The organism is Coraliomargarita parva (genome assembly GCF_027257905.1).
Classification (GTDB): domain Bacteria; phylum Verrucomicrobiota; class Verrucomicrobiia; order Opitutales; family Coraliomargaritaceae; genus Coraliomargarita_A; species Coraliomargarita_A parva.
Genome location: NZ_JAPZEI010000008.1, coordinates 202807 through 214745, shown reverse-complemented (window position 1 = coordinate 214745; position 11939 = coordinate 202807). Strand labels below are relative to the sequence as shown.

Here is an 11939-nt window from a genome sequence, read left to right as displayed (position 1 = left end):
GCTGTTCCCGCAGCGCCTCCAGCGCTACCTTGCTTTTGAACTCGGATGTGAACTTTCGTCTCTTTTTCATTGGTTGCTTTACTTTAACTCGGTGAAGCAACCTGTCCAACTTTACGGGGCCGGCTCATTCTGAATGTGGTCCGACTCGAGCATTTTTACGTAGATCTGGACAGAGGACGATTGTGCCGTTTGGATGCATCTGGGGTTCCCGCATCCTCTTCCCCTATTTTGGGCCTGCTAGAGGTTCGAGTCTTTATCTATAGGTTTTCTGGTTCCCATTTGATCCGGCGGCAGTGTGGTATCGCTAGTGTTTTCTCTTAAATTATAATGCGAGACATTCGAGCCATCTGCATTGTGAATCTAGCCTACGCTGTATCCACTGCATGTTCTTTTATTTTGTTTCGATTTGAAACGGCTGCTTTTGGGGGAAATACGGCGCTAGCGAATCTTACGATACAAACTCTATTCGTGAGCCTCTTTATTGCAAAATTTCGGAGAATGAGCTTTGGGTGGAAGCTGTCCTATCTTACGGGAGTAATCGCGAATCTAGTCTTGGTCGCTTTAGGCTTTCTCTTTGTAAAATCCTTTGTTGGATCAGCTTGATCCAGAGGTTGTGGCTTATGAGGGATTTCTCAGCCAGTACCCGCTCGTTGCACAGTTTCGAAGACCGAATACTTGTATTCACCTTGAGTTGATAGCGGCTCAACTGTCAGCTGTAGTTGTGTGGCGATCACTGTGATGGTGCAAACGTACCAATATACATGGAAAAAACGTTAGATTTTGCGGGCGGTACTGTTTCCGCGATTACTCCCATTAAATTGTGTAGATGTGGCCCTTCGCTAATTCTACGATGACACGGTGTGTTGATAGCGACTGTCAGGTAGTGAAAATGCCATCTGGAAGCAGTACCCTGGTGTATTCGCACCAATCCTAACCGCATAAAACGTTAGTAATTCTCTTGTCCAAGTGTCGCGTCAGAGGAGGCTAAGCCTCGATGCCAGCGCTACTGTATCGCTATCCAAAAGGAAAATGTTCCCATCGGGGCATGGGAATAGGGGATAAGCAGCAGCCAGGGCGATCGCGGCTTGATCCAATAGCCCTCAGCGCTAGAGCCAGAACGAAGGGCAAGTTCTGCTTTTTGGGTCTTCGGCTGCCTGAAATCAAGTTCAGCGATCTAATTGGTTAACTTTCGCCCTCAAATCCAATAACTTTCATCGCTCTACTTTACGTAGGCACAATACGCGTCATCCTACTTTAAAGGGACAGACTATAAGAGGGCTGGACATGGGGCGTTATTTTGTGCATGTTTGAGTGATGCGGATGCGTCGATTGAAGGTGAGTGGAAGTGAGGCGGTGTACCACTGTATGACGCGTACGGTGAACGGTGAGAGTTTGTTTGGTGAGGTGGAGAAGGAGGTGCTTCGTAAGATGCTGCACCAGGTGGCTGATTTCTGCGGGGTACAGGTGCTGACTTACTGCATCATGGGCAATCACTTCCATGTGCTGCTGCGAGTGCCGAACCGGCAGTCGGTGGGGGATGCGGAGCTGATGCGGCGGTACCGTGTGCTGTACCCGCGTCCGACGAAGTACCAGGCGGCCTCGGCGGTGGAGATGGCGCGGCAGCTGGCGGCGGGGGGCGAGGAGGCTGAGGCGATCCGTTCGAAGCTGCTGGCGCGGATGGGGGACGTTTCGGAGTACATGAAGACGGTGAAACAGCGGTTCTCTGTGTGGTTCAACCGCCGGCACGGCCGCTACGGGACCTTGTGGTCGGAGCGTTTCAAGAGCGTGCTGGTGGAGGGAAAAGGCAATCCGCTGCAGACGATGGCGGCGTATATCGATTTGAATCCGGTGCGTGCCGGCCTGGTCTCGGATCCGAAGGACTACCGCTTCTGCGGGTATGCCGAGGCGGTGGCCGGTCAGGTGGCTGCGCAGCGGGGCCTGCAGTTTGTCTGGTCGGGCTATGTGCGGGAGGCGGCGGATGCGCTGAGCCAGCACCGGATGCTGCTCTTCGGCAAGGGCAGTGTGCCGGCCAAGGGGGTGTGCATTCCCCGGGAGCAGGCAGTTCAGGTACTGGAACAGGAGCAGGGCAAGCTGCCGAAGACGGCGGTACTGCGCTGCCGGGTGCGCTACTTTACCGACGGGGCGATCCTCGGCTCGCAGGACTTCGTGCAGGGCTTTGCCGGGGCCTGGCAGGCCCAAAAACGCAGGAAATACCCGCCCAAGGCGCTCGCCCTGCAGGGCGCGGACTGGGGCGACCTTGCCGTGATCAATCCGCTACGCAGGCAGGTGTTCAGTTAGACGCTAAGCGTCGACCTCAGGATTTTTCTTTGTCTTTCGTGTTTTCGGAAGCTTCGACCTTGGGTTGAGCCGGTTGTGAGGGTTTCTTCGGCTCATCTTCGGAATCCATGGCATTGCGTACCTCGTCCTCGATCTCTTGGGTGGCTTTCTTGAATTCCTTCACGGACTTGCCCATGGAGCGAAAGAGCTCAGGGAGGCGCTTGGCGCCAAAGAAGAGAAGAACGACCAGGAAGATCAGAAGGATCTCGTAGCCACTCAGATTTTGCAAGAAGGCGAGTGTATTCATTTTTGGTATGATGACTGAGGGTAAGTCCGTCGCGCCAATTTATAATTATTCGCTGACGTCTCGGTAAATTTTAGCCAGTTCCTCGCTCCGGGTGCTGGAAGCAGGGCGGATACGGTTGTTGATTTGCGGGTCACCTTCGAGGATGTCTGCAGTGCGGAGGTGCTCCGCATCGTCAGGAAGCAGCTTGAGCACTGCAGTTTCTTCGCCGGTGCGGTTTGTCGAGATATAGAAGCCGGGAGTCAGGCTCACGCTGTTGCGCAGTGTAACTATGCGTGTTCGGCGGTCCACATGAACAATATATGGATCTCCAGCGCGTAGGATCGTGACTTTGTCTGCAGAGACATCCTGTTGTGCCGTTTCCGAAATCCGGACGCCACTCTGGGAACATGCGCTGAAAACAACGGCGACGAGGCTGAGGAGAAAAATACGAATGGCTGACTTCATTAATTGCTTGGTTGTCCGTCGGGCTTAGGAGCGGTTGGCATTTTCGCGCTTGATGCTATCCATGCCCGGCTTGTCGAGATTGATGTCACCTTCGAAGAAGCCATGAAGCTGACGGATACGGGTGGGGTGGCGCATCTTGCGGAGTGCCTTGGCTTCGATTTGACGGATACGTTCACGGGTGACCTTGAACTGGCGGCCGACCTCTTCAAGTGTGCGCGAATACCCGTCAGCCAAGCCGAAGCGCAGTGAAAGCACCCGCCGCTCGCGTTCCGTCAACGAGTCGAGGACATCGGTGATCTTTTCACGCAGCAGGCTGTAGGCGGTCATGTCGTAAGGATTCTCCGCCCCCTTGTCCTCAATGAAGTCTCCGAAATTGGTGTCGTCCGAATCACCGACGGGGCTCTGGAGGGAGATCGGCTGTTGTGCCATCTTCATGATGGATTGCACGCGCTCGATCGGCAGGTTCATTTCGTCGGCGACTTCTTCGGCGGTGGGTTCATGGCCGAGCTCTTGCAGGAGTTGCTTCTGCACCTGCATGACCTTGTTCAGGGTCTCGATCATGTGAACCGGGATACGAATGGTACGTGCCTGGTCGGCGATCGAACGGGTAATCGCTTGTCGGATCCACCAGGTCGCGTAGGTGGAGAACTTGTAGCCGCGGCGATATTCGAATTTTTCGACGGCCTTCATCAGGCCCATGTTGCCTTCCTGGATCAGGTCGAGGAAGGAGAGGCCGCGGTTGGTGTATTTCTTCGCGATGGAAATGACCAGACGGAGGTTGGCTTCGACCATCTCTGTCTTGGCTTTGTGGGCCTCGCGCATGCCTGTGCGGACTTCCTTGATGATCTCCATGAAGTCTTTGGACTCCATCTTGAACTCAAGCTTGAGCTCTTCGAGGCGTACGTTGATGGCCTCCACATCCACCTTCTTGCGGCGACGCGTGGAAACCTTTTCAGCCGCTTCGAGGTCGTCGTAGATATCACAGATCTCGCGGTAGATCGGATTCAGGTTATTGAGGAAATCCTCAAAGATTTTCAGTTTGAGGCAGTATTTTCTCAGGACCGCCCGAAGCTCGTCCTCGTACTTGCGCATGCGTGTGATCGCGCGCTTGCGGGTCGAGTCGTTGTCGGTTTCGAGGTGGCTGTCCCAAGCGGCGTAAATGCGCTCGCCCAGTTTGTGGGCTTCGTCGAGGAGTTTGGGCAGGCTGTTGAAGTAGGCTTCCCGGCTCTCGATCTTCTTGTCGAGTACGACACGGTCGAAGCGTTCCTCGCGGTTGAGCAACTTCTGGACGATGTTGTTCTGGAACTCGAGCGTCAGGGCGGTGGAGAACAGGGCATCCTGGGCACGCTGCTCGGCCTTCTCGATGCGCTTGGAGATGGCGACTTCTTCTTCCCGGGTCAGCAAGGGCACTTGACCCATCTGCTTGAGGTACATGCGGACGGGATCGTCCAGAATGTCGTTTTGCGAGGTGCGAACCTCTTTCTCCTCGGTTTCTTCCTGACGTGCCTTGAAGGCCTCCACCTCATTCTCGTCGAGAATATCGACTTCCAGATTCTGGAGAATGGAGATGACGTTTTCGATTTCCTCCGGGTTATTGACGCTGTCCGGCAGTCCCTTGTTGATATCCTTGTAGGTGAGGAAACCTTGTTCCTTGGACAGGCGGATGAGGCTGCGGATGCGCTCATTCAGTTTTTCCTGGGCCTTTGCTGACAACTTGCGGCGCCGTTTCTTGGGAGTCGCCTCATCACCGTCTTCCTCACTGCCTGCAATGACAGCTTCTTCCGCGGCAGTCACTTCCAGCGCTTCGTTGCTGGCAGGTGCCTTTTTCTTGCTTGCGGCATTCTTTTTCGTGGTAGCGGTCTTCGTGGAAGTTTTCGTAACGGCGGTTTTCTTTTTGGCGGCGGACATAATTTATGGACGGGTGGACGACTGAGGCTTTAAAGCTGGCTTAGAATTCAATAGGCTGGGGTTTGGCAAGTTCCCGGCGTATGGTGCTGACTTCCCGCATCCATACGAGCTTCTGATCATCGTTTGCGTCAGCATTAGTGACGCGATGTTTCAGGTCTTTTTGCCGGTTGATCAAAAAATTACGGTACAGTAATTCGAGGCATTTGCGAATTTCTGTTTTAGGTTCTTCAACAATTAATTCTTTGGTATGAAGTTCGGCGAGAAGTTGCCTTTCTTCGATGGTTTCGATGATGTTTTCTAGTTGGGAGGTGTCTTCCAGCAGTCCTTCACGGAACTCGGCGAGGATGCGGGAGAGTAGCTGCCCGACCTGTGAATTGGTGTTAATCCATTCGTAATCAATAATTTCGGATACGGATTGCCCGAATTCGGGAAAATGTAAAAGGAGCCAAAGTAGTTCCCATTGCGCTTGTGTCAATAGCGGGTCTTTGGCCTTTAATTGCTGGGTCGGAAGGGGATCGGCGGTTGTCTGGGCTCGTCGGGGTTGGCTGCTTTGCTGGTATTGGTGGTAGTCCCGTTGCGTGGCGGTCAGGTCCACTTGGGCAATTCGGGCGGCGTGTGCCAAATAGTCCTCTCGCGCGACTTCGGAGGGGACGCTCTGGAGCAGTTCAAAGATGCGGCGCAAGGCTCTTGTTTTCTCCTGGGTCGTTGCCTTCTGGCCGGGGGGGAGGACTTCTTCCATGGCCAGTTCGATGGGACCACAGGCCTGAGCCCTCAGCGGTTCGAGTGCTTCGGCTCCTTGCTCTCGGAGCAGATCGTCCGGGTCGGCTTTATCGGGCAGGCGCAGGTAGCGGAACTCCAAGCCAGCCTTAAAGGTGAGGGGGAGGATGCGCAGAGCCGCCTTACGTCCGGCTCGGTCGCCGTCGAGGAGACAATCGATATGGCTGGGTTCGTAGCGTCGCAGGAGGTGGAGTTGTTCTTCGGTGATGGCGGTACCCTGGGGGGCGATCGCAGTATGGAGACCGACAGACCAGCAGCGGATCGCATCCAATTGGCCTTCCACCATGAGAAAGCTATCGTCCTCTTTCAGATGAGTCCGGGCATGGTCCATCCCGAAGAGGATGCGTCCTTTGTGGAAAATCGGGGTTTCCGGGGAATTCACATATTTTGCTTCCCGGGCGGGATCGTCTTCCGGGGTCTGGGGCAATTGGCGTGCGGTGAATGCGACCACCCGGCCCTGGACGTCTCGGATCGGGATCATGAGCCGGCCCCGGAAGCGAGACTTGAACCGGGCGTAGTCACTTTCCCGATCACGGGCAAAGAAGAGGCCGGAGGCATGCATGGCAGCCAGGCTGATCTGCTTCGATTTGCAGTAGAGGGCAAAGGTGCTGACGCCGGCGGGCGCGTAGCCAATCTTTATTTCCTTTGCGGTATCCATCGAGAAGCCACGGCCTTGCTCCCAGTACTCGCGCACGGGCATCGCCTCCTCACTCTGCAGGAATTGCTCGTGAAACCAGGTGGTGGCCAGTTCGTGGAGATCGAAGAGTTGCTTCCGCACGGAGAGTTCTTCTCGGCTGGGGCCTCCCTCTTCGTACTGGAGCTGGATATTGAATTTCTTAGCGAGGAATTCGACAGACTCGATAAATTCGAGGTTTTCGACCTTCATGATGAAGGTGAAGCAGTCGCCACCCTCGCCGGTACTGAAGCATTTGTAGAATCCGCGGTCCGGGTGGACGTAGAACGAAGGGGTTTTTTCCTGGGTGAACGGGCTGAGCCCTTTCCAGGAGCGGCCGGCACGCTTTAGCTGGACGTAGGGGGAGACAACGTCGAGCAGGTTGATCTGGTGCTTGAGCGCTTCAATGGAGCTTTGCGCGATCCGTGGCATCGAGGCTTATTGAGAATGCGATGGCAGCTTTCGGGGCGAATCGCTAGCGCAAGCGGGCGAGTGCGGAGTCGGCTTCCGTGCGCAGCGGGTGGCTTGGAGCCAATTCGATAAAGCGGCTGTAGAATATCCGTGCATTGGCGCTGTCCTGATTGATCCGCTCGTAAGCCCGAGCCAAGGAAAGTGTGATTTCGGGGCTCTGAGGGAAACGATCGTAGGCAGTCTCCAATTCGCTGAGGAAGGTTTTAGGATCCTTCGTTCGCTGAGCGACACGGAGGTAATCCAAGGTATAGGCGACATCGTTGGGCGACAGGCGAATGGCCTCGAGAGCGGTGGTCTCCGCATTCTTGTTTTGCCCTGTCAATACATAGGCCTGGGATAATTTATTCCAGATGTCTGCGCGGGTGTTGGCTTTACCCAAGGCTTGCCAGTACAAGGAAATGGCTTGGCTGTATTCGCGTTCGAAGGTCGCAGTTTCCGCATCGGTAAGAATGTCTTCGAGGGAATCCGGGCTGCTGCCGGCCTGTATGGGGCCCGAGTCCGGGAGGAGTTCGACACTTGGTCGGGCCGGTGTGGCCGGGTCGAGGGCATCGTTGATGGAATTCACCGAATACTCGACGGTCGCGCCATTGGTCTGCTGGTCAAAATTCACCTCAATGCCAAGTTCCGGGTCCGCCGGCTCGATGGCGATGCTCGGATCGTAGGTAATTGTTTTGCCTTCGTCTTCCAGATCCGAGGTGGCAACGGTCTCGACTGCCGGTGCGTTTGCCATGGCTTCCGCATGTTCGAGATCCGCTATGATCTGGGCTTTGCCACCTTCGGTTGCCGTGTTGCTGGTACCGGTCGCAACTGCCTCGCTGGAGGCGGCTGTTTTTTCGGCTTTCGCCTTGGCTGCAGCTACTTCGGCTTCGGCTTTCGCTTTCGCTTTCGCGTCAGCTGCGGCCTTTTTCGCGGCTTCCGTCTTGGCCAGCTCGGTCTTCATCGTTTCCTGCGCCTGGCGCCAGCGTTTCAGTTCCGCGCGGGCATCGGACCACTGGCTGGCGTCGACCGCGCCGGGGAATTGCTTGTCGAGTCGAGCAATGTCCGCCTCTGCCGCAGCCCACTGCTTCTGGCGCAGATGGATCTCCAGCAAGCCAAATAGCGCAGTCAGCGCACTGGGGTCGTCCGTGTCGGTCGCCTGTTGGAACCAGTTTTCGGCTTGAGGCAGATTTCCCAAGCGAAGGAAGAGTTGACCGATGGCCGAAGCGGTTTCCGGGTCGGTCGAGGCATTTTCAGGATCGACTCCCTTCAAATAAGCGTCGAGGGCGGGCTGTGTTTGCTTGGCGCTGGCCCGGGCGGCTCCCAGTTTGCGCCAGAGTTCGGGGGACATAACGTCCTGCTGGCTGGCGGCGAGGGCTTCGAGCGAGTCGCGAACAGGTTGCCCGGCGGCTTCCTGGGCCTTGTAGGTTTGAAAGAGCAGTTCAACGTCTTCCGGGTTCATCCGGTAGGCTTGTTCCAAGGCGAAGGCGGCCATGGTGGCATCGCCGTTTGCGGCATGAATTTGGCCGATCTGTTGCATGATCTGCCAGTCGTTCTGGTATTGCTTGGAGAGCTCATCCAAAATGGCCAGGGCTTCGGGGTACTGTCCTGCGGCACTCAGATCACTTGCCTTCGCCAGCAATTTGGCTTTTTCCGCTTCGGGATTGCTGCATGCCCCTAATAGGAGGAGAGTGGCAGCGAGGAGTATGAACAATGCGCGTTTGATGGTTGCGTTCGGCATGAGCTGGAATTTTGTGCGGACTGTGAGGATAACAGATCGATTTACCTCGGGTGCACAGTCACTTTCCTACACGACTATGGGCTGTCAAGTGGATAGGCATGGCCGGAGGCGGCGAGCACTGCGAGTCGTCGGCGGTTTGTGCCGGGGCGTGTGCTGCATCTGTTTCGCTTTTCTGACTGTGCCGCTCCGCGCAGACCTGTTGCCCCGCGGGCCGAATGGTCTGGTCTGGGAGGCTCCGCTGTCGCATGGCGAGCTCTACTATTCTGAGGTCGATGCCTTGCTGGCGGCCTACGAAAGGAAGGTCGGGAAAGCGCTGGCTCCGGGAGAGCGTGGCAAGGTGGGACTCAAGGTGAATACCCGGGCCGGGCGCGGGATGGCGACACCTCCCCAGTTGATTCGGGCTGTCATCGAAGCCTTTGAGGTGCGTGGATTTTCCCGAGACTCGATTCTCATTGTTGACTATTCGTCGCATAGCCTGCGGCAGTCGGGCATACTACCCCCTTTGAGCCAGTCTGGACAGGGTTTTGAAGGTTGTCCTGTGCTTCCCTTGGACAGTGGTCGGTATTACGACGAGGATTGGTTCTACGACAGTCCGCTACCGCCGGTGCAGCAGCAGGAGCCCGGATTATTCCAGCGATCGGAGCGGGTGCGGGAATTGATGGCGGATAGCCGGGAACGTAAAAGTTTCCTGCCGGAGCCGCTCCTCTTTGAGGTTGATTTCTGGATCAACCTGGCGGTCGGGGTGGATGATCCGGCGCTTGGGATCGACGGCGTCCTGGCCAGTGCGACCCTTTGGAACGTCAGCAATAGTCAGCGTTTTCTGGTCAATCAGGCAACGGCATCGGCTGCGGTGGCCGAAATTGCCGCGATTCCCGAGTTGAGTGAGCGCATGATCCTGCACATGGTCAGCCTGGAGCGTTACCAGTTTATTGCCGGGCCTTATTTCAACTCACTCTACACGCGATCCGAACCGAAATTATGGCTTAGCGGCGACCCGATTGCACTGGACCGGCTTCTCTATGAGCGAATGAATGAGCAGCGCAGGCTGAATGGTTTTCCCGAAATCAGCCCGCTGCCTCGTCAGCTGAGCTTTGCCGCGAGCCTTGGTTTGGGGGTATTTGAGGTGGATCAGATCCATTTACAAGAGGTGTCCGTTGCTACAATTCCCGTCGAAACCCCGGTAAATTTGCCTTTGGATGAAGAAACGCCTTGATCCGGAGGGGAAAGCGAATTCTTAGTGGTTCCATGGAAATCGCGGACTATTATCCGATTTTGGTACAAGTCGTCATCGCATTCGGCATCGGTGCAGTGGTGTTGGTGGCATCCCATATCTTTGGCCAGCGTGGAAAGAAGACCGCGATCAAGGACACTCCATACGAGTGTGGCATGCTGGCAGAGGGCTCCGGGCACGCCCGTTTTGCGGTTAAGTTCTACGTGACCGCGATGCTTTTCATCCTTTTTGATATCGAAGTCGTTTTCCTGATTCCGTGGGCGCTGGTTTACCGTGAATTTTTGGCAGAGAACCTGCCGATTCTCATGCCGATCTTTTTCTTCCTCTTCGTTCTCGTGCTGGGCCTGGCATATGAGTTGAAGAAGGGCGCGATCGAGTGGGAGAAATAGTCTGCGCCTGGGCCAGGTAGTGGCTTGGTCTCCGGCAGCTGGATCATCAAAACTCAGTTGTCAAAATTAGAAGGTGGCTTAACGTGATTCGCTATGCGAGCCGTGCGCCTTGTCTTCCTCTTCCTCGCTCTCGTTTTCCTCGGAGCGGTTTTGGGTGTTTACTTGGGTAAATATGAGTTGCGGAAGAAGCTCTCGAACGACGACACCGGTTCTGAAGATCAGCTGCGCGAGCGTTCTGGGGAGGATCAATGGGCGCAGGTCGGAGTGCAGCCGGACGGATTGTCGGGCGGATCTGGGATCGGCATCGAATATCCGGCGCAGGCGATCCGCGGTGAGATGTTGCTGCGGTTTGCGGACCGTGATTCGCTGGACGCTTACCTGGCCGCTCTGTCCCGTGCCGGGATCACTCCTCTGGGGAGCATCGACGAGCTTTTAGTCCTGCGTATCAATGAGGCCGACTTGCATGCCGTGGATCCGTCGGAGTACGGAGCACTCCCGGGGTTTTCCTACAAAGTTGAGCGACCTCAGCCTCCGCGGGAAATTTCACCGGAGGCGCTGTCCAGCTTGCAGGCATATGGTCGCAGTGCACGTGAGATTGTCGGCCAAGCGGTCGGGGACGGGCACGGGGTCATCGTGGCGATTTTAGATTCCGGAATCGCCGAGCACCCGCAGTTCGATGATGTGTATATCGTCCATATCGATTTGGTCGGAGGCGGTGTCGATGGGCCTGGTGCAGCGCATGGGACTTCGGTGGCATCGATTATCTCGGGGCGTGAAGGGATCGCTCCGGCCGCCGAGCTGTTTGTTGTGCGTGTGTTGGACGACAACGGTATTGGCAGCAGTTTTCATGTGGCCGAGGGATTGGTGCAAGCGGTCGATCTGGGCGTGAAGGTGGTCAATATGAGTCTGGGGCTCTACCAGAACTCCGAGGTTCTGAGGGAAGCGGTGCGCTACGCCCATTCCAAAGGTGTCTTGATTGTCGCCGCAGCGGGGAACGACGGTTATACGCGATTGCCGTATCCGGCAGCCTATCCGGAAGTTATTGCCGTTACTGCAGTGGACGCGAACGGGCGTCAGGCACTTTTTCCGAACCAGTCCAAATCGATCGATTTTGCCGCACCCGGCTTCGGGATACTTGCGGCGCAGGACGAGGAAGGCACCGCCTTGTTTACCGGGACGTCGGCTGCGGCACCCTTTATCAGCGGCACCTTGGCAGCCTTGCTCTCGAGCGACCCCAATCTGACGCCCGAGCAGGCAGTTGAGCGGATGAAGCTCTACCGGGACGAAGCCGGTGCGGCGGGGGTAGATCCTGTGTACGGGGGCGGCGTGATGGACTGGGACCGTTTGCGCGAGTATGCGACTCCCGGGGTGGTCGACGTGGCCCTCGCCGAGATCTACATGCGCCCGGACGCGGAGCCGGGGACGACCATGCCGGTTGAAATTATTGTCGAAAACCGAGGCACCCGCTGGCTGACGGGGGCGAAATTGGAAGTGGCGGTGGGTGAGGCGGAGCCGCTCGATTTCAGTTTGGAGTCGATCGGTCCGGGGCAGTCCGTAAGCCGTAAAATCTATGCCAAAGTACCTTCGATCAAGGATGCCAGTCTTCTTCAGGTCGCGGCCCAAGTCCTGACAGAATCCGTGGTCGACGACGTCCGGCCGGCGAACAATATGAAAGCAGTGGCGTACCGGCCGGTATCGAACTAATCCGAGATTGGACTGGATTCGTTAGCCGCGTGGTCTATACC

General features: G+C 56.3%; 9 protein-coding genes. 4 read left to right on the top strand and 5 right to left on the bottom strand.

The annotated features are described in order from the left end of the window. Nucleotides 1–1320 precede the first annotated feature (1320 nt). The gene (locus O2597_RS13465) at nucleotides 1321–2298 is read left to right on the top strand and encodes a transposase (protein WP_269525682.1); all 978 of its coding nucleotides are present in this window, start codon (nucleotides 1321–1323) and stop codon (nucleotides 2296–2298) included. Nucleotides 2299–2314: 16 nt separating this feature from the next. On the opposite strand, the gene O2597_RS13460 is transcribed toward O2597_RS13465, so the two are convergent. Genes O2597_RS13460 through O2597_RS13435 form a run of 5 tightly spaced genes read right to left on the bottom strand, consistent with a single transcriptional unit; the run spans nucleotide 2315 to nucleotide 8574 of the window. Next, on the bottom strand, nucleotides 2315–2584 hold the full coding sequence (locus O2597_RS13460; protein WP_269525680.1) for a Sec-independent protein translocase subunit TatA/TatB: 270 nt from the start codon (nucleotides 2582–2584) through the stop codon (nucleotides 2315–2317). A 45-nt stretch (nucleotides 2585–2629) separates the two neighbouring features. Next, nucleotides 2630–3028 (bottom strand): hypothetical protein, encoded by a 399-nt coding sequence (locus O2597_RS13455; RefSeq protein ID WP_269525678.1) that lies wholly within the window; start codon nucleotides 3026–3028, stop codon nucleotides 2630–2632. Nucleotides 3029–3052: 24 nt separating this feature from the next. Beyond that, a complete protein-coding gene (gene rpoD, locus O2597_RS18575; RefSeq protein WP_332108370.1) occupies nucleotides 3053–4936 on the bottom strand; it encodes an RNA polymerase sigma factor RpoD in 1884 nt (627 codons plus the stop codon). Between the two features lie 40 nt (nucleotides 4937–4976). Continuing rightward, the gene (dnaG, locus tag O2597_RS13440; protein ID WP_269525676.1) at nucleotides 4977–6818 is read right to left on the bottom strand and encodes a DNA primase; all 1842 of its coding nucleotides are present in this window, start codon (nucleotides 6816–6818) and stop codon (nucleotides 4977–4979) included. Nucleotides 6819–6861: 43 nt separating this feature from the next. Then, on the bottom strand, nucleotides 6862–8574 hold the full coding sequence (locus tag O2597_RS13435) for a tetratricopeptide repeat protein (protein WP_269525675.1): 1713 nt from the start codon (nucleotides 8572–8574) through the stop codon (nucleotides 6862–6864). A gap of 178 nt (nucleotides 8575–8752) precedes the next feature. Between O2597_RS13435 and O2597_RS13430 the strand changes: the two genes are divergently transcribed. The 3 genes from O2597_RS13430 (at nucleotide 8753) to O2597_RS13420 (ending at nucleotide 11898) form a co-directional block, all read left to right on the top strand. Next, nucleotides 8753–9787, top strand: coding sequence for a hypothetical protein (locus O2597_RS13430; RefSeq protein ID WP_269525673.1), 1035 nt, complete (start codon nucleotides 8753–8755; stop codon nucleotides 9785–9787). 32 nt (nucleotides 9788–9819) lie between these two features. Continuing rightward, nucleotides 9820–10194, top strand: a complete 375-nt coding sequence (locus O2597_RS13425; protein ID WP_269525671.1) for an NADH-quinone oxidoreductase subunit A — start codon at nucleotides 9820–9822, stop codon at nucleotides 10192–10194. A 93-nt stretch (nucleotides 10195–10287) separates the two neighbouring features. Continuing rightward, complete coding sequence (locus O2597_RS13420) at nucleotides 10288–11898, top strand: S8 family peptidase (RefSeq protein ID WP_269525669.1); 1611 nt, start codon at nucleotides 10288–10290, stop codon at nucleotides 11896–11898. Nucleotides 11899–11939 lie beyond the last annotated feature (41 nt).